The organism is Burkholderia sp. IO2, assembly GCF_029522185.1.
In the GTDB taxonomy this organism is placed as follows: domain Bacteria; phylum Pseudomonadota; class Gammaproteobacteria; order Burkholderiales; family Burkholderiaceae; genus Burkholderia; species Burkholderia cenocepacia.
The window spans coordinates 60,687-87,190 of the sequence record NZ_JAKWFH010000017.1 but is presented as its reverse complement, the minus strand read 5'-3'; the positions used below and the strand labels follow the sequence as shown (position 1 = coordinate 87,190).

Below are 26,504 nucleotides of genomic sequence, written 5' to 3'. Positions count from 1 at the left end.
CAATGCGGACGATAGTGTCGGGTGCGGGGTGCGAGGCGGACGGTCGGGAAGACGGAGCGCGCGCGTCATGCGTCATGCGTCACGCGTCATACGGCAGCGCGTCACGCATCCATCGCGCGCTTGAGCAGCAATTCGCGCTCACGCTCGTTGCGCGTCAAATCCGCCGCGCGGCGGAACTCCAGCTTGGCCTCGTCGGCGCGGCCGAGCTTCGCGAGCAGATCGCCGCGCACGCTCGGCAGCCAGTGATAGCGCGCGAGCGCCGGATCGTCACGCAGCACGTCGACGAGTTCGAGCGCCGCGGCCGGACCGAACGCCATGCCCACCGCCACCGCGCGATTCAGTTCGACGACCGGCGACGGCGCGACTTCGGCGAGCGCGTCATACAGCGCGACGATCTGCGCCCAGTCGGTGTCCGCCGCCTGCCGCGCCCGCGCGTGGCAAGCCGCGAGCGCGGCCTGCAGCGCATACGGCCCGCGCACGCCGCCGAGCTTCGTCGCCCGCTCCAGCGCCGCGAGGCCGCGCCGGATCAGCAACGGATCCCAGCGGCTGCGGTCCTGGTCGAGCAGCAGCACGGGCCGGCCCTGTGCATCGACGCGTGCATGCATGCGCGACGCCTGTAGCTCCATCAGCGCGACGAGCCCGAGCACTTCGCTTTCATCCGGCGCGAGCCCGGCCAGCACGCGGCCGAGCCGCAACGCCTCGTCGCAGAGCGCCGGACGCATCCAGTCGTCGCCCGCCGTCGCCGCATGGCCCTCGTTGAACACGAGGTAGATCACTTCGAGGACCGACGCGAGCCGCGCCGGCCGCGCATCGGCGGCCGGCACCTCGAACGGCACGTGCGCCGCCGCGAGCGTGCGTTTCGCGCGCACGATCCGCTGCGCGATCGTCGGCTCGGGCGTCAGGAACGCCCGGGCGATCTCGCCCGTCGTCAGCCCGCCGAGCAGCCGCAGCGTCAGCGCGACACGCGCGTCGGTCGACAGCACCGGGTGGCACGACGTGAAGATCAGCCGCAGCAGGTCGTCGCCGATGTCGTCGTCGCTCGCGTCGGCGAGCGCGTCCGCGATGTCGGGGACGACGTGCGCTTCGAGCGCGTCCATCTCGTGACCGAGCTGGTCGCGCTTCGCCGCATGAAGCGACTCCTGCCGGACCCGGTCGAGCGCGCGGCGCTTCACGGCCGTCATCAGCCAGGCGGCCGGGTTGTCGGGCACGCCGTCGACGGGCCAGTGCTCGAGCGCCGCGACGAGCGTGTCCTGCGCCAGTTCCTCGGCCACGCCGACGTCGCGCACCACGCGCGCGGCGCGCGCGATGATCTTCGGCGCCTCGATTCGCCAGACTGCCTCGATCGCACGATGCGTGGCCTCATGCGTCACGACGCCTGCCCCTGGGCGGACGCATCCAGCGGCATGGCCATCAGCTCCCACGTATGACCGTCCGGATCGGTGAACCCGTGGCCGTACATGTTCGGATACTCGCGCGGCGGCTGCGGCGCGGCCCCGCCGGCCGCCAGCGCCTTCGCGACGAGCCCGTCGACTTCGGCACGGCTGTCGCACGACAGGCACGACAACACCTGGATATGCGTGGCCGGATCGATGATCGTCTTGTCGGTGAAAGTCTGGAAAAACGGCCGCACCAGCAGCATCGCGAAGATCGTGTCGCTGATCTTGATGCAGGCGGCCTGCTCGTTGGTATAGGCCGGCACGACCTCGAAGCCGAGCGCCTGGTAGAACGTCTTCGCGCGCGGCAGGTCGGCTACCGGCAGGTTGATGAAAACCATCTTGTGCATGACGGATACTCCGGTGAGGTGGGATTCAGGCGTGGCTGCGGCCGACGTGGAGATCACGGAACCGCTCGACCGCATCGCTCGGCGTAAGGTCGTCGAGCTCGAACAGCGGCCGCACCTCGATCTCGCAGTCGAGCTCGGCGCCGAACGGCGCGGGGAACCGGCGCGTCCATTCGAGCGCCTCGTCGCGCGAGCGCACCTGGATCAGCGTATAGCCGGCGATCAGTTCCTTCGTTTCGGCGAACGGGCCGTCGATCACCGTGCCCTTGCCGCCCGTGTAGCGCACGCGCCAGCCGTGGGCGCTCGACCGCAGGCCGTTGGCGTCGAGCAGCACGCCGGCTTTCGCCAGCTCCTCGTGATAGACCGTCATGGCCTCGACCAGCCGGTTGTCCGGCAACGCGTCGGATTCGCTGACGGCGTTCGCCCGGATCATGATCATGAATCGCATCGTTTACTCCTTGTCGTCGGTGGAAGGCGGCGCCCGTTCCGCGGCGCCTTATCCGGACGACGGGCGGAAGATGGCCCGATCGACATGCGCCACGACAAATCAGGGTAAATACCGAGTCGCGACGTTCACAGGAAGCACGGGCCGACCGCGCGCACCTCGACCGTGCACCATTGCGCGGCCGGGCACTGGCGCGCGATTTCGATCGCTTCCTCGCGCGTGTCGACGTCGACGAGGAAGAAGCCGCCGACCATCTCCTTCGCCTCGGCGAACGGGCCGTCGAGCAGGCGCGTCTCGCCGTCGCGCACCTGCACGCGCGTGCCGCGCTCGGACCGCTCGAGCGACTCGACGCCGCGCAGCACGCCGCGGGCCTTCAGCGACTCGGCGAAATCGACCATCCGCGCATAGAGCGCCTGACCTTCGTCGAGGGTGCGCTCGGCGCGCTGTTCGGTCGGTTCGACAATCAACAGCATGTAAGACATGGATTTCTCCTGTGGGGACGGGGCGCGGCGGCATGCGCCGGGCGAGCGGCACGCGGCGCCCGGTGCGAAAGCGTAACAGCCGCGAGGCGGCTTGCCGCATCGTTGGCCAATCGGTACTGGCCGGACGGCCATTTCGGCCGCAGCCTGACATTTTGCCTTCAAGATGCGGTCCCGAACTGTCGGATTTTGATCCTGTGGACCGTCTCATGTCACGCCCGCTTCCCCTGTTTGCCGTCGCGCCGTTCGTGGCGTCGTCCGTCGGGCTGTCCGTGGCCCTCTGTGCCCGGCCCGCCGCCGCGCTGCCGGTCAGCAGCGGCTGCGGCGGCGCGGCCACGGCGATCGCCGAGATCCGTCGCGCCGGCGGCCCGTCGCCGCTCGCCGGGCAAACGACGTCGATCGAAGCGGTCGTCACCGCGGCGTTCGGTGGCGCCGACGGCCTGGGCGGCTTCTTCGTCCAGCAGGCCGACGCGCAGCGGCGGCGCCGGCCGGGTATCCCGGAAGGCCTGTTCGTCTACGCACCGAACGCGCGCGCGGCGCCCGGCGATCTCGTGCATCTGACGGGCAAGGTCGACGAGCAATACGGCCGCACGCAATTCACGCTGACGGGCGGCATGGCCGTCTGCGCGCGCGGGCAGACGGTCACGCCGGCGACGCTCACGCTGCCGGTCGCGTCGCCGGCCGTCCTGGCCGCGCACGAAGCGATGCGCGTACGCCTGCCGCAAACGCTGACGGTCAGCGATACCCACGAACTCGGCCGCTACGGCAGCATCGTGCTGAGCAACGGCCGGCTGCGCACGCCGACCCAGGTCGGGCCGCCGGCCGACGCCGCCGCGCACGCCGCGGCCAACGCACTGAACCGCATCGTGCTCGACGATGGGTCGAACCGGCGCGACCCGGCGACCGTCCAATATCCGCCGCCCGCGCTGAGCGCCGCCAACACGCTGCGCGCGGGCTATACGGTACGCGGCGTCGAAGGCGTGCTCGAATGGCGCTACGGCACCTGGCGGCTGCAGCCGGTGGCCGGCGCGGCGCCCGTCTTCGATCCCGCCGCGAATCCGCGTCGCGCGGCACCGGCCCGGCATCCCGATGCCGACGTGCGCGTCGTGTCGTTCAATGTCTTCAATTATTTCAACGGCGACGGCCATGGCGGCGGATTCGACGCGCCGGGCAACCGCGGCGCGAAAACGCCCGCCGCGTTCGCACGGCAGGAAGCGAAGATCGTCGCGGCGTTGCGCGCGCTGCGCGCCGACGTGATCGGGCTGATGGAAATCGCGAACAACGGCCACGGCGACGCGAGCGCCATCCGGCGGCTCGCCGCGCAGCTCGGCGACGGCTGGCGCACGGTCGACCCCGGCACCGCGCGGCTGGGTCGCGACGCGATCGCGGTCGCACTGCTGTACGACAGCCGCACGGTCGAGCCGGTCGGGCGCGCCGCCACCGTCGCCCTCGGCGGCCGCCATCGCCCGCCGCTCGCGCAGACGTTCCGGCGCATCGGCGGCACGCACGCTTTCACCGTCGCGGTCAATCACCTGAAGTCGAAGAATTGCCCGCACGCGAGCGGCGCCAATCTCGACCAGTCCGACGGCCAGGGCTGCTGGAATGCGGCGCGCACGCGGGCCGCCGCGCGCGTCGCCGACTGGCTCGCCACCTCGCCGACGGGCGTCGCCGCCGGCGGCGTGCTGCTGATCGGCGATCTGAACAGTTATGCGAAGGAAGACCCGGTTCGCGCGCTCGAGGCGCGCGGCTACGCGAACCTGGCGGCGCGCTTCGTCGGCGATGCTGCGTACAGCTACGTATTTCGCGGCGAAGCCGGCAATCTCGACCATGCGCTGGCCACGCCGCCGCTCGCCGCGCGCGTGAAAGCCGTGCGGTTCTGGCACATCAACGCCGACGAACCGCTCGTTCTGCAACCCGTGCCCGATTACAAAACGTCCGCGCGCCGGTCGACTTATTACGCACCCGACGCCTACCGCTCGTCGGACCACGATCCCGTCGTCATCGACGTCGCGCTGGACGACGCCGCCGCGCAACCGGCACCGGGCACAAATCGTGCGCATCGATGACGCGTCGAGTAGTGCATTTGCATCAACAACCAACCTGCAACGGCACTATTTACCTGATGCCCCTGGCGACGCCATATTTACCGGACCTTCACTGCGCCCCGCTGCTCGACACGCTGTACCGCCCCGACACGCGAAATTTTTTCAACCGCTGCGCGGCCCCGCGCGACGGGGCTCCCCGGCGATCCTGCCGACGCATTGAAAATTTGTCTCGAAACTCAATCGGATCAAGTGAATCACATCAGTTGCTGCGATTCGTCTTATCTTCAAATTGCCTGGAATCAAAGGAGGATAAACACCATGGCGCTTACCGACTCGATCGAACACAAGCTGGACCGCGGCCTGTCCGACATCCGTCGCACCGGCCGGCGCGTGGGCCGCACGACGCGCTCGGCGGCCCGCGACCTGCATGCCGACGTGACCGACGATCTGCGCGGGCTAGTCGACGAACTGGAAGATCTGCTGAAGAACGATGGCGATGGCGATATCGCCGCCCTGCGCAAACGCGTGCAATCGCGGCTCGATGAAGCGCGCAGCGCGCTCGACTACGCGTCGGGCAGCGCGGCCGCCCGGCTGCGCGATTCGGCCGAACGCGTATCGCAGGCCGTGCACGACAACCCCTGGCAAACCGCCGGCGTCGTCGCGGGCCTCGCGTTCGTTGCGGGCCTGCTCCTTTCCCGCCGTTGAACGGGGCCGCGTGCAACGCCGCCCGCCCCGCCCGTCATCCATCAGACAACGAAGGAGAACCGCCATGCAGAAGTCCCTCGCCATGAAAGCCGCCGCCGCCGTGATGCTGGGCAGCCTCGCCCTCGCCGGCTGCACGACCACGTCCGGCAAACCCGATAGCGCCGCGGCCAGCGCGTCGAAGCGTCAGTCGATCGACGCCAGCGTGAACGCCACGTTGTCGCGCCTGTATTCGACGGTGCCGGGTTCGCGCGACCTGGTCTCGAAAGCACGCGGCGTCCTCGTGTTCCCGAACGTGCTGCAGGCCGGCTTCATCGTCGGCGCCCAGTCCGGCAACGGCGCGCTGCGGGTCGGCGGCAGCACCGTCGGCTACTACAACACGTCGTCGCTGTCGGTCGGCCTGCAGGCCGGCGCGCAGTCGAAGGCGGTCGTGTTCCTGTTCATGACGCAGGATGCGCTCGACTCGTTCCGCAAGTCGGACGGCTGGTCGGCCGGCGCCGACGCATCGGTCGCGGTCGTGAAGGTCGGCGCGAACGGCGCGGTCGACTCCAACACGGCTACCGCACCGGTGGAAGTGCTGGTCCTGACCAACGCGGGCCTGATGGGCGACCTGTCGGTGAACGGCACGAAGGTCACCAAGCTCAACATCTGACGACGCGGTACGCGGCCTCGCGCCGCGTTCGCTTCCCGGCAGCGCCGCGGCCCCGGCCGCGGCGTTTTCGCATGTGTCTCACGCAGCGGCTATGATGGCGGCACCTTTGCGGGCATACTCCGCATGGGCCGCCCGGCGGCGCATTGCGCCGCGAACCCGTGACGTTCGCGAACCGATCGCGCACGGGACAACGAGATTCAATCAAACCACGCATCAATCTGCGCGAATGTCACCCATGGATAGCGGACACGACCACCAAAAATTCTTCTACTTCCTGCTGTTCGCGGTCACCGTCGGACTGTGCTGGATCCTCGCGCCGTTCTCCGGCGCCGTGTTCTGGGGCACCATACTCGCGATCCTGTTCCAACCCGTGCAACGCTGGCTCGCCGCACGCTTCGGCAAGCGGCGCAACCTGGCCGCGCTCGTCACGATGTCGCTGATCATCCTGATCGTGATCCTGCCGCTCGTGTTCGTCACGGCGACGCTCGTGCAGGAAATCGCATACGTGTACCAAGAGCTCAAGGACGCGCAGCCGAATTATTCGCAGTACTTCCATGACATCATTCACGCGCTGCCGACGTCGATCCAGAACCTGCTGCAGAAGTACGGGCTGACCAACATCCCGGGCATCCAGAAGAAGCTGACCGACGGCGCCGCGCAGATCAGCCAGTTCGCGGCCGCCCAGGCGCTCAGCATCGGCCAGAACACGTTCCAGTTCGTCGTGAGCTTCGGCGTGATGCTGTACATGGTGTTCTTCCTGCTGCGCGACGGCGGCGAGATCGGCCGGCGCGTGCGCCGCGCGCTGCCGCTCGACGAAGAGCACAAGAACCTGCTGCTCGCGAAATTCACGACCGTCGTGCGCGCCACCGTGAAGGGCAACATCGCGGTCGCGCTCGTCCAGGGCGCGCTGGGCGGCCTGATCTTCTGGATCCTCGGGATCGAGGGCGTCGTGCTGTGGGGCGCGCTGATGGCGTTCCTGTCGCTGCTGCCTGCGATCGGCGCGAGCCTCGTGTGGGTACCGGCCGCGCTCTACTTCCTGATGATTGGCGCGGTCTGGAAATGCGTGATCCTCGTCGCGTTCTGCGTCGGCGTGATCGGCCTCGTCGACAACCTGCTGCGCCCGATCCTCGTCGGCAAGGACACGAAGATGCCCGACTGGGTCGTGCTGATCTCGACCCTCGGCGGAATGGCGCTGTTCGGCATCAACGGCTTCGTGATCGGGCCGCTCGTCGCCGCGCTGTTCATGGCCAGTTGGGACATCTACGCACGCTCCGAACAGGGCGAATGACGCACGTCCGGCCGCCGGCGCTCCGCACGCCTGCGGAAAGCGCCGGTCAAGGATGACGGATATGGATCAGGACGGGCGCCACGGCGCTCGTTGCTTCATCCGCCGCGACCGTCATCACGCCGCCATACGGGCCGACGCGCTGCACCCGGCCCGGCGCCAGCAGCACGCTTTGCCCGGTATGCGCATCGCGCCACGTGGCACGCACCGCCGTGCCGCTCTCGGGCGCGAACGGCGCGCCGTCGGGCCCGACCAGCGCCACCTGCGCACCGGCCAAACGCCGGCCATGCGCATCGAACCGGACCGTGGCCGTTGCTCTGCCGTCGACCGCCTGCTCCGCGTCGACGGGCACACCCACCGGGGCATCGAGCGTCACGTCGTAGAGATCGACGAGCGAGCCGGTGAACCGGACGACGCCATCCGACGCGGGCTGCCCAGCCGCCATCGCGTTCGACGTGGCAGCCGACATCGCGAGTACGACACCGAGCCCGAACAGCATCTTCCGCACGACGCCGGCGCCTCCTGCCGTTGCCGTTGCCGACCGCTTCGCGTTGTTCCGCATGGTTCCTCCCCTCTACCGCGTCACCAGAAAAACAGGCGGCGTGACGCGTCGGTCACGCCGCCTGTGTGCTGGCAATCACTGTAGGGAGAGCGGCCCGAACAATATATGGGACAAGTCCTAAACTGCAGCCGAATTGATCGAACTCAGCGCGGCCGGCACCGCCCCGCTGCGCGGTGCGACCGAGGTCGCACGCCCGTCACGCGTGCGGATCGACGCGCAGCACGAGCTTGCCGCGATGGTCGCCGTCGAACAGGCGGTTCAGCACGTCAGGGGCGTTTTCGAGACCGTCGGCCACGGTTTCCTCGGCCTTGAGCCGGCCGTCGCGCAGCCAGCCCGCGAGCGTCTGCACGGCTTCGCGGCTCTTGCGGTAGTCGAGGATCAGAAAGCCGCGCATCGTCAATCGCTTCGAGATCAGCACGCCGACGTCGTCCGCCGCGCGGCCGCTGTTGTAGTTCGAGATCACGCCGCACAGCGCGACGCGCCCGCCGATCACCATCCGCGACAGCACCGCCCGCATCACCTCGCCGCCGACGTTCTCGAAGTTCACGTGCACGCCGTCCGGCGTCGCCGCCTTCAGTTGCTGGCGGAAATCGTCGGCCTTGTAGTCGACGGCCGCATCGAAGCCGAGCGTGTCGGTCAGGTAGCGGCACTTGTCCGCGCCGCCCGCGATGCCGACCACCCGCGCGCCGTGGATCTTGCCGATCTGCCCGGCGATCGAGCCGACCGAGCCGGCCGCCGCCGACACGACGAGCGTTTCGCCCGGCTGCACCGGCGCGATGTCGGTCAGCCCGTAGTACGCGGTCAGCCCGCTCATCCCGCACGCGCCGAGCAGGGTCGGCAGCGGCAGGCCCGACTGCGCGGGCAGCTTCACGAGCTGCGCGGCCTGCTCGGCCGGCACGACCGCGTAGTCCTGCCAGCCGACCAGCCCCTGCACGAGATCGCCTTCCGCGAAACCTGCATGGCGCGACGCGACCACGCGGCCGATCCCGAGCGCGCGCATCACCTCGCCGATCGCGACGGGCGGCAGGTACTGCGGCACGTCACTCATCCACACGCGGTTGGTCGGGTCCATCGACAGGTACAGCACGCGCACGAGCACCTCGCCGTCGGCGAGCGCCGGCACCGGCGTCTCGACGAGCGAAAAATGGTCGCGGCCGACCCGCCCTTCCGGGCGCGTCTTCAGCAGCAGCTGGCGGTTCACGGGTGTCGACATGATGTTCTCCTCCAATCGTTGTCGTTCGGGATGCGCGTCAGACCGCGCACATGCCGCCGTCGATCACGAGTTCGGCGGCCGTCACGAAACGGCTCTCGTCGGACGCGAGATACACGGCCGCATGCGCCACGTCGTCCGGCTCGCCGAGCCGGCGCAGCGGAATGCCGCGCGCGAGCTTGCGCGTCGCGTCGCGTTCGCCGAGCGACTGGAACAGCGGCTCGACGATTCCCGTGCGAATGAACGCCGGGTGAATCGAATTGCAGCGCACGTCGATCTCGCGCCGCGCGCAGTCGATCGCGATCGACTTCGTCAGCGACGCGACCGCCGCCTTCGATGCGTTGTACGCGGTGAAATCCGGCTCGACCTTGAACGCGGCGACCGACGAGATGTTGATGATCGACGCGGGATGGCTCTCGGCCAGATACGACAGCGCGTGCTTGCAGCCGAGCACGATGCTCTCGACGTTGATCGCCATCACGCGGCGCCATTCGTCCAGCTCGATTTGCGCGGGCGAACCGATCGAGCCGACGCCCGCATTGTTGACGAGCACCGACAGAGCGCCCATCGCATCGGTCGCCTGCGCGAGCAGCGCCTGCCAGCGCGCTTCGTCGCGCACGTCCTGGGTCGCGGCGAACGCGACCGGTGTCGCGTGGCCCGCGTTGAGTTCCTGCGCGAACGCGTCGAGCACCGCCGCTTCCGCGATGTCGGTCAGGAACACGCGCGCGCCCTGCTCGACCATCCGGCGCGCGATCGCGCGGCCGAGGCCGCCGGCGGCGCCCGTGATGTATGCGCACTTGCCAGCGAGGCGCGAAGAAACGATTGTCATGTGACCAGCTCCTGTCGTGAATCGTCGTCGCGGAACGCTGCCGCGACGGGGTTTCCGTGTCGCTGCCAACCGACGTGCGCCGGTCGCCGCTGCGCCGACATGACGGCGCGCCGCACGGATTCCGGGAGTATATCGAGATGAACGCGGCGCGCGCCGGACCGGCCGGGCGGCGCGCCCGCGCTCGAACGACAGCCAGCGTACGCGAATGCCGCCGATCGATGAAATGAATATTCGTTATGCCCGGCCATAGGCACCGTTCATGAGCCGAACGTACCGGCGCCCATGCGCGAACAGCACGGCGCGACCGGTCGGATGGGCTGCGTCGGCTCGTCGATTATCGGGATAACGGGCGTTGCGTTCCGCGTGGGCGAGGAAGCCATCGAGAAGATGATCCGGCGTCGAATCCTGCACCGCGCCGGAAAGCGCCGGAAAGCGCCGGACGAACGCCGGCGGCAGGAAAGCGGGCCGCAGCGCCCGCCATCGGCAACCGTCAGAAGCCGTCGCCCGACGGCGCGCGCACGAACGCGCAGAGTTGCGGCGAATGCGTGTCGATCATCTGCTGGAACGGCGCACGGTGCCCGTACGCGATACCCGACACGAGCAACAGGCAGACCGCCGCGACGCGCGGCGAGAACGCGCGCTGCCGCACGCCGTCGTAGCCGCGCAGAAACACCAGCGCGACCAGCGCGCCGAGCACCCAGCCGACGACGACTTCCGGCACGGTGTGCGAGTGATCGAATACGCGGGCAACGGCCGTGATCGCGCCGATGGCCAGCCCGGCCGCGATGCCGGGCGCCTTGCCGTGCCGGAACGCCTGCCACAGCATCGACAGCGCGACCGTCCATACGGACGTCGACAGCATCGTATGGCCGCTGATCACGCGGAAATCGAACTGCGCAAGCTCGATGCCGCAGCCGGCATACAGGATCTTCGTGGCGCCGACGACGCCCATCCCGGCGGCCAGCAGCACGCCCCAGCGGGCGGCGAGGCGCCAGTCGGTCAGCGCGAGCCACGCCGCGCAGGTCAACGCGATCGGCAGGGTCAGCGCGGCATCGCCGATGTTGCTGATTTCACTCCACATGATGGACTTCGGAGACGATCGAAAGACCGCAGTTTACCGCAGGCACGCAGCGTGCCTGTGTCAGCCTGTGACAGGCTGTATCAACCGGCGACACCGGTAATCAACAGCAGGTTCGTGCCGGTGATCACGGCGAACAGCGCCCACGCGGCCACCTGCATCCCGCGCCCGATCGCGTGCTCGCCCATCGTGCGGCGATCGCTGACCGAGCGGATCAGCGGCCACATCGCGAACGGCAACTGCAGGCTCAGCAGCACCTGGCTCCACACGAGCAGTTGCCCGACCGAGCCGTCGCCGAGCCACAGCACGCCGATCAGCGCCGGCACGAGCGCGAGCCCGCGCGTGATCAGCCGGCGCTGGTAACACGGGATCTTCGTATGCAGGAAGCCGTCCATGATGACCTGGCCGGCGATCGTGCCGGTCAGCGTCGAGCTTTGACCCGACGCGAGCAGCGCGATGCCGAACAACAGCGCGGCCGCACCGCCGGCGATCGGCGTGATCAGCCGGTACGCCTGCTCGATGTCGGTCACGTTGTGCTGGCCCGTCGCATGGAATGCCGCGCCCGCGACGACGAGGATCGCCGCGTTGACGAGCATCGCGACGAACAGCGACACGCAGGTATCGATGCGCACCAGCGCCAGCGTGTCGCGGATCACGCCGCGCGCACCGCCGACGACGTGCCGCGTCTGCACGACCGACGAATGCAGATACAGGTTGTGCGGCATGATCGTCGCGCCGACGATGCCGAGCGCGAGCACGATCGCGTCCTTGCGGTCGTGACCGGGATCGCCGGGCACGAGCCCGCCGACCACCGCATGCCAGTCGGGCGGCGTGATCGCCACCTGCGCGACGAAGCAGAACGCCATCGTCGCGATCAGCCCGAGCACGATCGCCTCGATCTGCCGGAACCCCTTGCCCTGCAGGCCGAGCACGATCACCGTGTCGAGCGCGGTGAGCACGACGCCCCACGCGAGCGGCACGCCGAGCAGCAGCTTGAACGCGAGCGCGCAGCCGAGCACTTCCGCGATGTCGCACGCGATGATCGACACCTCGGCCGTGATCCACTGCACGACGCGGCCGAACCGGCCGTAGCGGTCGTAGCTGGCCTGCGCGAGATCCTTGCCCGCGACGAGACCGAGCCGCGCCGCGAGCATCTGCAGGAAGATCGCCGCGAGGCTCGAGAACGCGACGACCCACAGCAGCGAATAGCCGAACTGCGAGCCGGCCTGGATATCGGTCGCCCAGTTGCCGGGGTCCATGTAGCCGATCGCGACCAGCAGGCCGGGGCCGAAGAAACGCCTGAGCTTCTGCCAGCGCGGCGCGGCGGCGTCGATCGTGATGCTGCCCTTTACTTCCGACGGGCAGAAAGGGGCGGTGGCGGTAGTGGGGAGGAAGGGCATGGAAACCGGGAATCGAGATCGCGATCCGTCGATTTTACGGGTATCCGTCCCGTTTTATCGTGCGCGACCACGCACGCGTCGCACCCCGCTCCGTCAACGTCGCCGTCGCCGTCGCAACATGCGGCGGCTCGTCCTTCGTCCGGAACGGGCGACGCCGCGCCCTGCGCGAGGATCTTTTCCCGCTCGGCGACGCGAAACTCGGTCGGCGACATCAGCAGCCGCTGCCGAAACAGCTTCGCGAGCCGCTCGCCGCTGCCGAAGCCGGTGCGCCGCGCGACCTTGTCGGCCGGCAGCGTCGTATGGATCAGCATGTGGCACGCCCGTTCGAGCCGCACGTGCTGGACGAACTCGGTCGGCGTCACGCCGATTTCCTTCTTGAAGCGCCGCAGGAAATTGCGCTCGCTCATCGCGGCCGCCTGCGCGGCGCTCGCAATCGAGATGCGGTTCACGCTCTGCGCGCGCAGCCGTTGCGCGGACATCCGGATCGACGGGCTCGCACTCAGTTCGCGGAACGCCCACATCGACTGCGCATAGCGCTGCTCGACCGGCCGCATCATGTTGCTGGCGATCTCCTGCGCGGCGCTGTCGCCGAGGTCGACGCGGAACATGTCGAGCGCGGCGGCGAACACGTCGGTCTCGCCGGCCTGCAATTCGATCGTCGTGGTGGCGCGGCGCGCGGCCCTGCCCGGCCGCACGTCGATCGCCGACGAGGGCCGTCGCGTGGCGGCGAGCGCGGGCAGATCCATCGCGTCGACGATCCAGCGCGCATGCCGGCGAATGTCGGTCAGGCGCCGCTGCAAGGCGTCGTCCCAGTTGACGGCCGCGCGCTCGCCATGAAGATGAAAGAACGCGAGCGCCCGGCGGCTGTGTTCGTCGCCGAGCGGATCGGCCGCGATGCGCACGCCGGACGACGACTGCAACAGTCCCCCGCTTTCGGAGACGTACTTCAGCTGGTAATCCGCGCTGTACGCGTGCAGGCGATTCGCCAGATTGAAAGCTTCGCCGAGGCGCGCGGCCTGGGCCAACGAAAACCCCGTACTCAAATAGATAACGACCCACCGCTGATCTGCTGCATTCACTGGCCAAGCCCCCGACTTGTTCGACTTCTTCTAATACCGTCGAACTGTCAGGCTTATATTTGGTTTGAATGCGTGCGACAGGACGGCTATCCCGAAATATGAAGCGACGGCATCTTAGCCGAACGGGTAGCGCCTTTGGCGCGAAATGGCCGACGGGGACAGCATGATGGCGGATTACTACAGGCTGCTGCCCGCCGCTGGTATGCCGGCACAGAATCGCGTATGCGATGCGGTCGATTATTGCGGCCGTCATCCGCAATGACGGGGGTAATGACAGGCGTATTCGAGGGCGATGTCCATCGGCAAAACAGACGTTCGCGTATCGGCCCGAACGGCATCGACACGCATCGAACGCGCGCGATCGCCGCGCATGTCAACCGGCGCATCCGTTGCCTGCACATCCTTTAGAATCGATCGTCCTTCACCACGCCGCCCGCGCTCCGTGCCCGCCGCTCACCGTCTCGACCTGAACCTGTTTCGCGTGCTCGACGCCGTCTACGTGCACGGCGGCATCGGCGCGGCCGCCCGCGCGCTGCATCTCACGCAGCCGGCCGTCACGCATGCGCTCAACCGGCTGCGCGCGCATTTCGACGATCCGCTGTTCGTGCGCCAGGGCAACCGTGTGGTGCCGACCGAACGCACGCGGTCGATCATCGCGGACGTGCAGCTGCATTTGAAAGGCTTGCAAGGCACCGCGCGCGATCCGGCCGCCTTCGATCCCGCGACGCTCGACCTGAGCATCGCGGTCGGCATTCGCGACGTGCTCGAATCCATCGCATTGCCGCGCATCGTCGCCGCGTTCGCCGACGAAGCGCCGGGCCTGCGGCTCGTCAGCCGGCGCATCGCGGTATCCGACATCGAGCGCGAGCTCGCTTCGGGCAATCTCGACCTCGTCGTCGACCGGCGCGTACAGACCGGCCCGCGCATCGCCACCGAACACCTGCTCGACGATTCGCTCGTCGTCGCGCTGCGCCGCGATCATCCGCTCGCGCGCGACGCGCTGCGACGCAGCGACTATTTCGCGGCGCAGCATATCGCCGTGTCGTCGCTCGGCGAGCCGCAATCGCTCGACGTCCTGCTCGGCAACGACGGACGCTTCCGCGACATCCGGCTCACGTGCCAGCACTATTTCGCCGCCTGCCAGATCGCCGCGGCCGGCGACCTGCTCGTCACGCTGCCGCACACCTATGCGCTGCGCATGGCCGCGCTGCTGCCGATCGTCGTGCGACCGCTGCCGCTGCGGCTCAAGCCGTTTCCGCTGCTCGCGTACTGGCACGAATCGCGCGACACCGATCGCGCGCATCAGTGGGTGCGCGAACGCATCGCCGCGCTCGTGCGCAGCAGCGCCGGCATCGCCGACGCGTAGCAGCGCAGCAGGCGCCCGCGCGAACGGGACGGTATGCTGACGGCTGCACGCCGCCATGCGGCGCCCGCTTTCCTTGATCCGCTTACCGGAGACTTGCCATGTCGCTCATCCACGCCGCCGCCGTCCTCGATGCCGACGCGCCCAACTACGTCGTCCAGTTGCAGGCCGGCACGCATGCGCTGACCGGTGACGAAGCGCCGCGCGAAGGCGGCCAGGATCGCGGGCCGGCGCCATACGAATTCGTGCTGGCCGGGCTCGCGCAATGCACGGCCGCGACGCTGCGCATGTACATGCAGCGCAAGACGTGGCCGGCCGCGCGCATCGCCGTGCGCACCGAGCTGCATGCCGATCGCGAAGGTGTGCAATACGTGCGCCGCGTCGTCACGCTCGACGGCCCGCTCGACGATGCGCAACGCCAGCGTCTCGCGGAAATCTGCGAGAAAACCCCGGTGACGCAGTTCATCAAGCGCGGCACGCGGATCGAAACGACGCTGAACTGACGCACGCGGCGGGCCGTCCGGTCTGCCGCCTGACAAACGAAACGGGCGGGGCGCGCATCCGTGCGCGCCCCGCCCGTTCATCGATCCCGCCCGGCGCTTACAGTCCGAGCGCGGACAGGTCCAGCTTGCCGTCCTTCATCGGCGGGCACCAGAAATACGCGCCCGTCAGCGGCCGCGTGAAGCGGAACAGGCCGTCGACGATCCCGTCTTCCGCGCCGCTCATCCGGCGCATCTGCACGTCGAACGCGCGGAACGAGCAGCCGAACGCGACGAAGTAGAGGCCCGCGCGACGCGCGTCCGACCACGGCGACGAACGGCGCAGCATGAACGCCTCGGGCTCGAAGCTTTCCTGCGCGGTGCGCTTCACGTGCGCGAATTCGGGTGCGTCGTCGAGTTCCTCGTTGTCCGACCGGCGGCGCCCGATGATGTGGTCCATGTCGCCCGACGCAATGCGCTCCATCTGGTCGAAGTCGTGCAGCCACTGCTGCACCGCGACGAAGCTCGCGCCGTCGAGCCCCGCGCCCTGCCCCGTCACGATCGCCGCGGCCACCGCGTCGTCGCCTTCCGGGTTCTCGGTACCGTCCTCGTAGCCGGACAGGTCGCGATCGTTCGAATAGCGGAAGCCGTCGACGGCCTCCTGCAGCACGAACGCCGGCGCCAATGCGCGCTCGATCGCCCGCGCGCGCAGCACGATCTCGCCGCGATCGTCCGAGCGCAGCCAGACCCATACGTCGGCCGGCGTCATCGGCAGCGTGCGGTCGTTCACCGCGAACGCCGGGTAGTCGGTCAGGCCCGGCACCGGATGGCCGAGGTATGCAGCCAGCGCGTGCCCGAAACCGACGACCGTGTCGCGTCCGTCGACGATCTCGCGCAGCGCGGCCAGCGCCGCCGCGACATTGCCGTCGTTCGACATCGTGAAAGTGAGGTATCGCGCTGCCGTATCGATCGGAGCCAGGATGCCTTGCTGAACGTCGCTCATCGTTTCCTCGGGAATGGTTCGAAGTGAATCTGTACGGGCCGCCTCGTCGCGCGCCGCGGACGCGCAAGTGTAATCGATGCGCGCGCCGGCCCCGGTCTGCCAGCGCACAACGTCCGCGAAAAGGGGCCAAAACCCCGAATACTAACCGTATCGACGCTGCAACGCCGCATTCGTCAGACGTTGCAGCGTGCGCGGCTGTCCTGATAGAATCCTTGCACGTCTTTTCGGCGTCCTTTCAACCGTTCACTTCAGGGAGGTGCAGATGTTCCGAATGCCAGCCACCTTCCCGAACGTGGTCCCACGGCGCAGCTGATCCAGCCCGCCGTCCGCGCCGGCTCCCGAGTTTTCCGCTGACCCGTCAGCCGCGCTTTTCCCGACAGCCCGTTTCGTTCCGCCCGCGTGTTTCGCGCGGCCCGGCTGTTGCGTTTTCGACGTTCTCCGAACCGGAAAGCCCCGTCGCGCGATGCGCCGGGCAACGATACATGACCAGAAAAACCTCCCATCTGGGCGGCCATGCATTCCAGGCCGTCTTCGGCTTCACCATTCGTTACTGGCGCAAGCAGCCGGCGCGCATCGCCGCGGTCGCGGGCCTCGCGCTGCTCGCCGCGCTCGCCGACGTCCTGACGCCGTTGTTCGCCGGCCGCCTCGTCGACGCGCTGTCGACCGGCCTGACCGACCGCGCCGCCGCGTGGCATTCGGCCCTCGCCGCGTTCGGCACGCTCGCCGCGCTCGGCATCGGCGCGACCGTGCTGCGCCAGGGCGTCTACCTGAACATCATCACGCTCACGCTGAAGATGATGAGCGAGATCGCCGCCGCGTCGTTCCACCGCGTGCAGCGCTTCTCGACCGACTGGCACGCGAACAGCTTCGCGGGCTCGACCGTGCGCAAGATCACCCGCGGGATCTGGGCGCTCGACCTGCTCAACGACACCGTGCTGATCGCGCTGCTGCCGTCGGTCACGATGCTGGTCGGCGCGACCGTGCTGCTTGGCACGCACTGGCCCGTGATGGGGCTCGTCGTCGGCGCCGGTTCGCTGCTGTACATCGCGGTGACGGTCGCGGTGTCGCTCGGCATCGTCGCGCCGGCCGCGCGGCTCGGCAACCTGTGGGATACGCGGATGGGCGGCGCGCTCGCCGACGCGGTGAGCTGCAACGCGGTCGTCAAGGCGTTCGGCGCGGAAACGCGCGAGGAAGCGCGGCTCGCGCGCGTGATCGGCAAGTGGCGGCAGCGCACGCGCCGCACGTGGGTGCGCGGCACGTTCAACGGCGGGCTGCAGGGTGCGATGCTCGTCGCGATGCAGGCCGCGATGATCGGCGTCGCGCTGCGGCTGTGGGTGAACAACGAAGCGAGCGTCGGCGACATTGCATTCGCGCTGACGATGTTCTTCATGCTGCAGGGCTATTTGCGCGACGTCGGCATGCACATCCGCAACCTGCAGCGCTCGGTAAACGACATGGAAGAACTCGTCGCGCTCGAACGCCAGCCGCTCGGCATCGACGATCGCCCCGGCGCGCCGGCGATCCGGATCGGCCAAGGCGAGATCCGCTTCGAGCACGTGACGTTCCGCTACGGCAACCATCCGGTGCCGCTGTACGACGATTTCTCGATGCGGATCGCGCCCGGCGAACGCGTGGGCCTCGTCGGCCATTCGGGGTCGGGCAAGACGACGTTCATCAAGCTGATCCAGCGCCTGTACGACGTGTCGGGCGGCCGCATCACGATCGACGGCCAGGACATCGCGCAGGTGCGGCAGGATTCGCTGCGCAGCCAGATCGCGATCGTCCAGCAGGAGCCCGTGCTGTTTCACCGCACGCTCGCGGAGAACATCGCGTATGCACGCCCCGATGCGAGCCGCGCGGACATCGAGCGCGCCGCGCGCCTGGCCAGCGCGCACGACTTCATCGTCGCACTGCCGGACGGCTATGACACGCTGGTCGGCGAACGCGGGATCAAGCTGTCGGGCGGCGAACGCCAGCGCGTCGCGATCGCGCGTGCGTTCCTCGCCGATGCGCCGATCCTGATCCTCGATGAAGCGACGTCGAGCCTCGACAGCGAAAGCGAGCTGCTGATCCAGCAGGCGATGGAGCGGCTGATGGTCGGCCGCACGACGCTCGTCGTCGCGCACCGGCTGTCGACGGTGCGCTCGCTCGACCGGCTGCTGGTGCTCGATCGCGGCAAGGTGATCGAGGAAGGCAATCACGACGCGCTGATCCGCATCGACGGCGGCATCTACCGCCGGCTGTTCGAGCGGCAGGCGCTGGAGCTGGCGAAAGGGCTCGCCGATTCGCCGCGGCGCGTGGCCGATCGCGATGCCGGGCCGTTGGGAGAGCCGGCGGAGGTTTGATGCAGGCAGGTCGTCACATGACCCGGCGACATGGCTTCAATCGCCGGGCCATGCCGGCGATCCGATTGGCGTGATCGACGCACGACGAGGAAATGATGTTTCAACCGGACGAAACCCGTATCGAATCGAATCGCCTTTCGCTCGCACCGTTTTCGGCGAACGACGCGGATGCGACGCTTGCATGCATTACGCCGTCGCTGACTCGCTATATGGGCTGGGACCCTCCGGCGAACAGGGAAAGTTTCGATCGCGTCTGGCAGACGTGGCTGCATGCACAAACCGACGGCACAGACTACGTGTTCGTGATTCGACAACGCGACGGTGGAACCTTCCTCGGCCTGGTGGGGATTCATCACGTCAAGCAGGCCATCCCGGAACTGGGCGTCTGGATCCGCGAAGATCGGCATCGCGAAGGGATCGGACGAGAGGCGGTCAGGCTCGTCGTGGAATGGGCGTGCGTGACGCTCAACGTCCGGCGCTTCAACTATCCCGTTGCCGAGGAGAACCATCCGAGCCGACGTATCGCCGAGTCCCTCGGCGGCACTGTAACGGGCCGTGGCGAGACCCCGAAATTCGTGTCGGTCGTTTATCAGATACCGGCACCGGTGACCTGCGAAAGCCCGGGCAGGCATAGGCGGCAAACTCGCGACGATCGACCTTGTTCGTAGTGATCCGGCCCATGGCGGGGACTTCCATGAAAGCGGCCTGCCGCCGTCAGACCGCCGCGGACACGCGCCCCTCCCGTGGATCACTTATCATGTCGGCCAGGCAATTCGCGACGAAAGGCAGACCATGTTTACAGGCATTGTTCAGGGTGTTGGCACCATCAACGCCATCAAGGATCACGGCGAGCTGAGGACGTTCAGCATCGCATTCCCCGAGCGGTTCACCGACGATATCGAGATCGGTGCGAGCGTGTCGGTCGACGGCGTGTGCCTGACGGTGACGACCATCCATTCGCCGGTGCTGATCGACTTCGACGTGATGCTGCCGAGCCTGCGGATCACCACGCTGGCCGACCTCACGACCGGCGCGCGCGTCAACGTCGAGCGGGCCGCGAAGGACGGCGCGGAGATCGGCGGGCATCCGCTGTCCGGTCACGTCGATTTCACGGGGACCATCGTGCACATCGCATCGTCCGAACACAACCGGATGATCCGCATCGGCGTGCCGGCCGAGTTCAAGCGCTATGTGTTCGCGAAGGGCTACATCGCGATCAACGGCTGCAGCCTCACCGTGTCGGACGTCAATCGCGACGAAGGCTGGTTCGAGGTCTGGCTGATTCCCGAAACGCGCCGCGCGACCACGTTCGATGCGAAGGGCGTCAACGACAAGGTCAACATCGAGATCGAACGCAGCACCCAGGTCGTCGTGGATACGATCCGGGAATCGGTCAAGGAGACGCTCGGCGAATTGAACGGCGTCGTCACCGCGCTGCTGGCGGAAAAAGGCATCGATATCGAGGAATTGCTGGCGCGCAACGTCGCGCGGCTGCCGAAGCAGTAACGGCGAATTTCCACCGTGCTAGGTGATCCGCTGGATCACCGAGAACCGGGTGCCGTCGGAAAACACCTCGATCCACGGCTCCGACTCCTCGAATGTCCAGAGGACGAGGTCGAGGTCCGTCAGTTCATGCCAGTCGTCGTCGGGCCACGGCATGTTCCATCCGCCCGTGACGGCCACCACCCCGCCCGTGTAGAGCGGGCATTGCGCCATCCATTCGCGCGCGTAGTCGTGCGCGGCCGCGCCCTTGAAGTTGTCGTTGAATCCCCAGTCGCGCTGCCAGCCGTGTGCGTCGAGGTACGCGCCGATCGCGGCCGAGCCGAAGCGGAACACCGCATCGACGGGCGGAAGCGACGTTGCACCGGATCGGCACAGCGGGTGATCCGAGCGGACAGGTTGCGTGGAAGTCTCCACGCGGCCGCCCGTACCGCTTTCGTCGAGATACACGTTCAGCCAGGCGCCGTCGCGCTCCACAGAGATGCACGACGCGCCGGCGTCGATCCCATGCCAGTAGCCGGTGACGGGTTCGCCGCCGGCCGCGAAGCGGTACGCGTGGCACGGCCTGGCGAGGCGCTTCGCTTCGGTCAGAAAGTCTTCCAGTGTCATTGAGCGTCCGTCAGTCGATTCTTGTACTCCGGATATCGCACGGGGCCGCCGCGCTCGAACGACTTCGCACCACGGCTGCCACCCTGCGTCACTCCGCCTCCACCTGCGCGCCCTTCCCTACCGCCACACGCTGTGCGCGATAAATCCCCGCGTGTCCCGAAAACAGATACGCGACGACACAGGCGACGATCGCATACACGCCGATATCCGCGCCGAACAGTTCGATCGCCATGATCGTCGACGCGATCGGCGTGTTCGCCGCGCCCGCGAACACCGCGACGAAGCCGAGCCCCGCGAGCACGGGCGCCGGCAGCGCCAACACCTGGCCGAGCGCATTGCCGAGCGTCGCGCCGATGTAGAACAGCGGCGTCACCTCGCCGCCCTTGAACCCCGACGCGAGCGTGACGACGGTGAACGCGAACTTGCCCGCGAAATCGTAAAGCGGCAGCGGGCCGTGGAACGCGGCCTCGATCGTCGGGATGCCGAGACCGAGATACTGCGGCACGTTCAACACGGTCGCGGCCACGGCGACCATCAGGCCGCCGAGCACGGGCTGCAGCGGCGCATAGCGGATCACGCGGCGAAACCACGCGGTCAGCGCATGCGTCGCAAACGCGAACAGCCGCCCGACCACGCCGAACGCGATGCCCGCGACGACCGTCACGGCCAGCCCGGTCGCCGATACGGCCGGCACGAACGGAATCGCATAGGCCGTGTGATGGACGCCCCACGCGCGGCACACGACGTCCGCGACGATCGCCGACGCGACGCAGGTCAGCAGCGCGTCGTACCGCACGCGCCCGATCGCGAGCACCTCGAGCCCGAATACCGCGCCCGCGAGCGGCGTGCCGAACACCGACGCGAAGCCGGCCGCGATGCCGCCCATCAGCAGCACGCGGCGATGTTCGCGATCGAGACGGAACACGTGCGTGACGCGATCGGCGAGCGCGCCGCCCATCTGCACGGCCGTGCCCTCGCGGCCGGCCGAGCCGCCGAACAGGTGCGTGACGACGGTCGCGACCAGCACGAGCGGCGCCATCCGCTTCGGCACGAGCGCCTTCGGGTCGTGAATCTCGTCGATCAGCAGGTTGTTGCCGCGCGCGACCGACTGGCCGAATCGATGGTAGATCCAGCCGGTGGCGAAACCGGCGGCCGGCAGCCCCCACAGCAGCCACGGATGCGCGACACGCGTACCGGTCGCCCAGTCGAGCGCGATCAGGAACAGCGCGGAAGCCGTGCCGGCCAGCGCGCCGAGCAGGGCTGAAAGCGCGAGCCAGCGGCACACGTAGCGCGCGGTCGCGAACAGATCGGCAGAAGTCGTGAAAAACATGATTTCCAGATTCGACGGAACATCAAAACCTGGGCGGCAGAATACCGCGTGGACGGCCTGCGACCTCCTGACGACCCAGGAACACGCAGGCATCATCAGCCGGGCAAACCGGCGGTTGAGGGCCGCACCGCACGCTACGCGCCGGCAACGACCGCAGGGAGGCATGCCATCTCCGCAGGCCGCCATTGTACGCGACGCCGCGCCACGCACGCAATGCAGGCGCCGCGCCGCCACGCAGCGACAGCGCGTGCCCGGCGCGCGGTCAGTCGCGCGGCGCGAGCGCGATCCGCGCGATCAACTGGGGCGCGATCTGTTCGAGCGGCAGGATCGCCGACGCCGCGCCGATCGCCGCCGCCGCCTTCGGCATCCCGTACACGGCGCTGGTCGCTTCGTCCTGCGCGATCGTGTAGCAGCCCTTCGCCCGCATCGCCTTCAGGCCGAGCGCGCCGTCGCGCCCCATGCCGGTCAGCAGCACGCCGAGCGCCTCGCTCTGCCAGCCGTCCGCGACGCTGTTGAAGAACACGTCGATCGACGGCCGGTACGGCGTTTCGGCCGGATGCCGCGTATAGCCGAGCACGCCGCGCGGCGATAGCGTCAGATGGTCGTTGGTCGCCGCGAGCAGCACCGCGCCGGCCTCGGGCACGCTGCCCTGCCGCGCGACGCGCACCGGCAGCCGCGTATAGCCGTCGAGCCATTCGGCCATGCCGTACGCGAATGCCTGATCGACGTGCTGGACGATCACGATCGCGGCCGGGAAATCGGCCGGCAACGCGCGCAGCAGCGCGGTGAGCGCGGTCGGCCCGCCCGCCGACGCACCGATCGCGACGAGCGTCGGCTGTCCGCGCGTGGGCGCCGGCCCCGGCGGCACGAGCGCCACGGAGCGGCTTTCGAGCAGCCGGCCGATCTGGTCGATCTTCGCGAGCAGCGCCTGCGGCGATGCGTCGGTCGACAGCCCGAGCGCGAGCGTCGGCGTGTCGACCGCATCGAGCGCGCCGGCGCCCATCGCCTCGTACACCGACGACGTGTTCGCGCTGACGCTCGCCGTCACGATCAGGATCGCGCACGGCGCGCGCGCCATGATCCGGCGCGTCGCGGCGACGCCGTCGACTTTCGGCATCACGAGATCCATCAGCACGACGTCGGGCGGATGCGCGACGCAGAAATCCACCGCCTCGTCGCCATCGGTCGCGACCCACAGCACGCGATGGTCCGCACGCAGCGCGATCACGCGGCGCAGCGCCTCCACGGCCAGCGGCAGGTCGTTGACGATGCCGATGTTCATCCGCGCGCATCTCCGATCAGGTCGTGCACGGCATCGAGCAGCGCCTCGTCGTGGAAGCTGCTCTTCGCGAGGTAGTAATCGGCGCCGGCATCGAGCCCGCGCCGGCGATCCTCGTCGCGATCCTTGTACGACACGATCATCACCGGCACGCGCTTGAGCATCGGGTCGCTCTTGATCAGCGTGACGAGTTCGATGCCGTCCATGCGCGGCATGTCGACGTCGGTCACGACGAGATCGAACGCATCGCTGCGCACCGCGTTCCACCCTTCCATCCCGTCGACCGCGACCGTCACGTCGTAGCCGCGCTTTTCCAGCAGCTTGCGTTCGAGCTCGCGCACCGTCAGCGAATCGTCGACGACGAGCACGCGACGGCGCCGGTCGGCGAGCGCGAGTTGCGGATCGCGCGTGAGCCGCGCGAGCTGGCCGCCGCGCACGAGCTTGTCGACCGAGCGGATCAGGTCCTCGACGTCGACGATCAGCACCGGGTCGCCGTTCTCGAGCAGCGCGCCGGCCGCGATGTTCTGGATCTTGTGCAGGCGGCTGTCGAGCGGCTGCACGACGAGCATCCGCTCGCCGAGGAAGCGGTCGACCGCGACGCCGTACAGCTCGGGTTCGCCGCCGACGACCACGACCGCCGTGCTGGCGCGCGCCACGTCGGGCTCGCCCGCGTCGAGCAGCTGGTGCGCGGCGACGAGGCCCGCGCGCCGGCCGTCGAACGGAAAATGCGGCTGCCCTTCGAGCACGTCGATGTCGTCGTGCGCGAGTTCGAGCGTGCGGCGCACGTGCGCGAGCGGAAACGCATACGGCTCGCCGCCGACCTCGACGAGCAGGCTGCGGATCACCGACAGCGTGAGCGGCAACTGCAGCACGAAGCGCATGCCGGCGCCCGGCTCGTTGAAGATCCGCACCGCGCCGCGCACGCCGCGCACCATCTCCTGCACCGCGTCGAGGCCGACGCCGCGCCCCGACACGTCGGTCACCGCGTCGCGCATCGAGAATCCGGGCAGCAGCAGGAATTCGAGCAGTTCGGGATCGGACAGCCGCGCGGCGGTCTCGTCGTCGGTCAGGCGCTGGCGCACGACAGCCGCGCGCAGCGCGTCCATGTCGACGCCCGGCCCGTCGTCGATCACGCTGACGAGCAGCGAGCCGGCGCTGTGACGCGCCTCGAGCGTGACGCTCGCCTCGGCCGGCTTGCCGCGCGCGTGGCGCGCGTCGGGCGAATCGACGCCGTGGTCGATCGCGTTGCGCAGCAGATGGCCGAGCGGCGCGTCGAGCAGGTCGAGGATGTCGCGATCGACCTGCGTGCCTTCGCCGACGATCGAGAAACGCACCTGCTTGCCGAGCGAGCGCGCGAGATCGCGCACGATGCGCGGATACGCGCGGGTCGCGTCGCCGAACGGGCGCATCCGGCACTGCAGCGCCTCGTCGTACAGCTGCTCGGCGATATGCGTGCTGCGCCGCTCGAAGCGGTCGAATTCGTCCATGCGCTCGGCGAGCGAGCGCTGCAGGTCGTTGAGCATGTGCCGCACTTCGTTCATCGACGCGAGCATGCCGGCGTCGAGATCGTCGGCGAATTGCTCGTACATCAGGTCGAGCGAACGGGCCGCGTCGCGCTGCGCACGCTTCACGCGCAGCATCGATTCGGCGAACGGCTTCAGCCAGCGCGATTCGACCAGCGATTCGCCGGACAGGCTCAGCAGCCGGTTCAGCGTATCGGCGCGCACGCGGCGCATCGCGCCGGCACCCGCCACGCGGCCGGCCTGGGCCGGATCGGGCACCGTGCCCGACACGGCGAGCGGCGGCACCGCGGCACTCGCGCCGACCGGCTCGTTGGCGGCGCCGTCGTGATCGCGATACGGCACGACCGACGGCGGTATCGGCGGCGGCACGGCGGCCGGCGCCTGCATCGTCTGCGCGCCGTCGGCGCCCGTCAGTGCCGCCGCGAACACGTCGATCTCGGTCTGCGATACGGGCGGCCCTTGCGGATCGCCGACGCGCACCAGCAAGTCGACGCCGGCCAGCAGCACGTCGACGTGCGTGGCCGTCAGCGCGATCGTGCCGGCCTGCGCGGCGACGAAGCATTCTTCCATCCGCCCGGCGATGTCGACGCCGAGCGGCACGCCGACGATCCGCGCGGCACCCTTCAGCGAATGCGCGGCGCGCATGCATGCCTCGAGCGCGACGGAATCGGGCTCGCCCGATTCGAGCGCGAGCAGCCGCTCCGACAGCGCCTGGGTCTGCGTGCGCGTCTCCTCGCGATACAGTTCGAGCAGCGACAGGTGGCTCAGGTCGTCATCGCCGCTCATCGCATGCTCCGTGTCACGGCGTCGAACAGACGATCGTCGTCGAGCAGCCCCACCGACTTGCCGCGCCACGCCAGCACGCCGCGCGACAGGCCGGCGCTCGCGCGCCCGACCGTCGCGGGCACCGGCACCCAGTCGGACGCGCCGAAGCGCAGCACGCCCTCGACTTCGTCGACCGGAAACACGACCGGTTCGCCCTGGTGCGCGGCCACCAGCAGCCGCGTGAACCGGCCGTCGTCGCTGCCGCTGCCCGCCTTGCCGGCATCGAGGCCGAGCAGCGCGCCGATCGAGATCGCGATGCGCAGCGTGCCGCGGATGTTGACCACCCCGCGCACGGCCGAATTGCGGCGATGCGGCAAGGAATGGATCGGGCGCGTGCCGGCGATCTCGCGCAGCACGCCGATCGGCAGCGCGAGCCATTCGTCGGCCACCCGGAACGCGAGCGCCGCATGGCGCGTATCGCCGTCGTCGCCCGCTTGCGCGGTGCCGAACGCGCTCATCCGGCGCGTGACGTCGGTCATCTCGGCCACGTCGAGCGGACGCTCGAGCAGCTTCGCCGCGTGCGACGCGTAGACCGGGCAGTTCAGGCAGCGCAGGCAGTCGTTCAGCCGCTCGCACGAGCGGTCGCCGCGCGTGCCGATCCGGTTCCAGCAATCGTCGACGTCGAGCGTCGCGTCGTCAGTGGCAGCGGCGTCGCGGTTCATGAATTCCTCTGGTCATCGCGGTGTCGATCCCGTTTCCGTC

General features: G+C 68.8%; 25 protein-coding genes and 1 riboswitch. Of the genes, 9 read left to right on the top strand and 16 right to left on the bottom strand.

Annotated elements, in window-relative coordinates; genetic code table 11:
• Positions 1-101: 101 nt before the first annotated feature.
• From MMB92_RS13430 to MMB92_RS13415, 4 genes are all read right to left on the bottom strand, one after another.
• Entirely contained in the window at positions 102-1,370 is a 1,269-nt protein-coding gene (locus MMB92_RS13430; RefSeq protein WP_006482940.1) for an RNA polymerase sigma factor, read from the bottom strand.
• Positions 1,367-1,783 (bottom strand): VOC family protein, encoded by a 417-nt coding sequence (locus MMB92_RS13425; RefSeq protein ID WP_058902855.1) that lies wholly within the window; start codon positions 1,781-1,783, stop codon positions 1,367-1,369. The genes MMB92_RS13430 and MMB92_RS13425 overlap by 4 nt, the downstream gene beginning before the upstream one ends.
• 25 nt (positions 1,784-1,808) lie before the next feature.
• Entirely contained in the window at positions 1,809-2,228 is a 420-nt protein-coding gene (locus MMB92_RS13420; protein ID WP_006482945.1) for a YciI family protein, read from the bottom strand.
• 125 nt (positions 2,229-2,353) lie between these two features.
• Complete coding sequence (locus MMB92_RS13415) at positions 2,354-2,707, bottom strand: YciI family protein (RefSeq protein ID WP_006482933.1); 354 nt, start codon at positions 2,705-2,707, stop codon at positions 2,354-2,356.
• A 206-nt stretch (positions 2,708-2,913) separates the two neighbouring features.
• Here MMB92_RS13415 and MMB92_RS13410 point away from each other — a divergent pair, with 206 nt between their 5' ends.
• The 4 genes from MMB92_RS13410 to MMB92_RS13395 all read left to right on the top strand — a co-directional run bounded on the left by MMB92_RS13410 (position 2,914) and on the right by MMB92_RS13395 (position 7,391).
• Positions 2,914-4,770: an ExeM/NucH family extracellular endonuclease gene (locus MMB92_RS13410; RefSeq protein WP_277562724.1), complete on the top strand. Its 1,857-nt coding sequence runs from the start codon at positions 2,914-2,916 to the stop codon at positions 4,768-4,770.
• A 297-nt stretch (positions 4,771-5,067) separates the two neighbouring features.
• Positions 5,068-5,454 (top strand): DUF883 family protein, encoded by a 387-nt coding sequence (locus MMB92_RS13405; RefSeq protein WP_006487804.1) that lies wholly within the window; start codon positions 5,068-5,070, stop codon positions 5,452-5,454.
• A 64-nt stretch (positions 5,455-5,518) separates the two neighbouring features.
• The gene (locus tag MMB92_RS13400) at positions 5,519-6,103 is read left to right on the top strand and encodes a YSC84-related protein (protein WP_006479499.1); all 585 of its coding nucleotides are present in this window, start codon (positions 5,519-5,521) and stop codon (positions 6,101-6,103) included.
• Between the two features lie 235 nt (positions 6,104-6,338).
• A complete protein-coding gene (locus tag MMB92_RS13395) occupies positions 6,339-7,391 on the top strand; it encodes an AI-2E family transporter (protein WP_006487821.1) in 1,053 nt (350 codons plus the stop codon).
• 46 nt (positions 7,392-7,437) lie between these two features.
• On the opposite strand, the gene MMB92_RS13390 is transcribed toward MMB92_RS13395, so the two are convergent.
• From MMB92_RS13390 to MMB92_RS13365, 6 genes are all read right to left on the bottom strand, one after another.
• On the bottom strand, positions 7,438-7,950 hold the full coding sequence (locus MMB92_RS13390) for a hypothetical protein (RefSeq protein ID WP_060268371.1): 513 nt from the start codon (positions 7,948-7,950) through the stop codon (positions 7,438-7,440).
• Between the two features lie 196 nt (positions 7,951-8,146).
• Complete coding sequence (locus MMB92_RS13385) at positions 8,147-9,163, bottom strand: NADP-dependent oxidoreductase (RefSeq protein WP_006487809.1); 1,017 nt, start codon at positions 9,161-9,163, stop codon at positions 8,147-8,149.
• Positions 9,164-9,200: 37 nt separating this feature from the next.
• Positions 9,201-9,989 carry an SDR family oxidoreductase gene (locus tag MMB92_RS13380; RefSeq protein ID WP_006497301.1) on the bottom strand — a complete coding sequence of 263 codons (789 nt, stop codon included), beginning with the start codon at positions 9,987-9,989 and terminating at the stop codon, positions 9,201-9,203.
• Between the two features lie 490 nt (positions 9,990-10,479).
• Positions 10,480-11,070, bottom strand: coding sequence for a phosphatase PAP2 family protein (locus MMB92_RS13375; protein ID WP_059722558.1), 591 nt, complete (start codon positions 11,068-11,070; stop codon positions 10,480-10,482).
• A gap of 80 nt (positions 11,071-11,150) precedes the next feature.
• On the bottom strand, positions 11,151-12,467 hold the full coding sequence (locus tag MMB92_RS13370) for an Nramp family divalent metal transporter (protein ID WP_043205679.1): 1,317 nt from the start codon (positions 12,465-12,467) through the stop codon (positions 11,151-11,153).
• The gene (locus tag MMB92_RS13365) at positions 12,416-13,492 is read right to left on the bottom strand and encodes a helix-turn-helix domain-containing protein (RefSeq protein ID WP_006487833.1); all 1,077 of its coding nucleotides are present in this window, start codon (positions 13,490-13,492) and stop codon (positions 12,416-12,418) included. Before MMB92_RS13365 ends, MMB92_RS13370 begins: the two co-directional genes overlap by 52 nt.
• Positions 13,493-13,988: 496 nt before the next feature.
• Here MMB92_RS13365 and MMB92_RS13360 point away from each other — a divergent pair, with 496 nt between their 5' ends.
• A complete protein-coding gene (locus MMB92_RS13360; RefSeq protein WP_006487817.1) occupies positions 13,989-14,912 on the top strand; it encodes a LysR family transcriptional regulator in 924 nt (307 codons plus the stop codon).
• 98 nt (positions 14,913-15,010) lie between these two features.
• Positions 15,011-15,412, top strand: coding sequence for an OsmC family protein (locus MMB92_RS13355; protein WP_058902850.1), 402 nt, complete (start codon positions 15,011-15,013; stop codon positions 15,410-15,412).
• A gap of 97 nt (positions 15,413-15,509) precedes the next feature.
• On the opposite strand, the gene MMB92_RS13350 is transcribed toward MMB92_RS13355, so the two are convergent.
• Positions 15,510-16,391: a Dyp-type peroxidase gene (locus MMB92_RS13350; protein ID WP_012493176.1), complete on the bottom strand. Its 882-nt coding sequence runs from the start codon at positions 16,389-16,391 to the stop codon at positions 15,510-15,512.
• Between the two features lie 482 nt (positions 16,392-16,873).
• On the opposite strand from MMB92_RS13350, the gene MMB92_RS13345 reads away from it, so the two are divergent.
• The 3 genes from MMB92_RS13345 to MMB92_RS13335 all read left to right on the top strand — a co-directional run bounded on the left by MMB92_RS13345 (position 16,874) and on the right by MMB92_RS13335 (position 20,242).
• Positions 16,874-18,736: an ABC transporter ATP-binding protein gene (locus MMB92_RS13345; RefSeq protein ID WP_059722555.1), complete on the top strand. Its 1,863-nt coding sequence runs from the start codon at positions 16,874-16,876 to the stop codon at positions 18,734-18,736.
• A 95-nt stretch (positions 18,737-18,831) separates the two neighbouring features.
• Positions 18,832-19,404 (top strand): GNAT family N-acetyltransferase, encoded by a 573-nt coding sequence (locus tag MMB92_RS13340; RefSeq protein ID WP_006487806.1) that lies wholly within the window; start codon positions 18,832-18,834, stop codon positions 19,402-19,404.
• Between the two features lie 124 nt (positions 19,405-19,528).
• Complete coding sequence (locus MMB92_RS13335; protein WP_006497322.1) at positions 19,529-20,242, top strand: riboflavin synthase; 714 nt, start codon at positions 19,529-19,531, stop codon at positions 20,240-20,242.
• A gap of 18 nt (positions 20,243-20,260) precedes the next feature.
• Here MMB92_RS13335 and MMB92_RS13330 read toward each other — a convergent pair whose 3' ends face one another.
• The 5 genes from MMB92_RS13330 to MMB92_RS13310 form a co-directional block, all read right to left on the bottom strand.
• A complete protein-coding gene (locus MMB92_RS13330; protein ID WP_006497323.1) occupies positions 20,261-20,845 on the bottom strand; it encodes a hypothetical protein in 585 nt (194 codons plus the stop codon).
• Between the two features lie 88 nt (positions 20,846-20,933).
• Complete coding sequence (locus MMB92_RS13325; RefSeq protein ID WP_059722551.1) at positions 20,934-22,175, bottom strand: voltage-gated chloride channel family protein; 1,242 nt, start codon at positions 22,173-22,175, stop codon at positions 20,934-20,936.
• Positions 22,176-22,254: 79 nt separating this feature from the next.
• A riboswitch (Fluoride riboswitch) is annotated at positions 22,255-22,358 on the bottom strand.
• Between the two features lie 79 nt (positions 22,359-22,437).
• Positions 22,438-23,457, bottom strand: a complete 1,020-nt coding sequence (locus MMB92_RS13320) for a chemotaxis response regulator protein-glutamate methylesterase (RefSeq protein WP_006497325.1) — start codon at positions 23,455-23,457, stop codon at positions 22,438-22,440.
• The gene (locus MMB92_RS13315) at positions 23,454-25,763 is read right to left on the bottom strand and encodes a response regulator (protein WP_006497326.1); all 2,310 of its coding nucleotides are present in this window, start codon (positions 25,761-25,763) and stop codon (positions 23,454-23,456) included. Before MMB92_RS13315 ends, MMB92_RS13320 begins: the two co-directional genes overlap by 4 nt.
• A complete protein-coding gene (locus MMB92_RS13310) occupies positions 25,760-26,464 on the bottom strand; it encodes a chemotaxis protein CheW (protein WP_059722549.1) in 705 nt (234 codons plus the stop codon). The genes MMB92_RS13315 and MMB92_RS13310 overlap by 4 nt, the downstream gene beginning before the upstream one ends.
• Positions 26,465-26,504 lie beyond the last annotated feature (40 nt).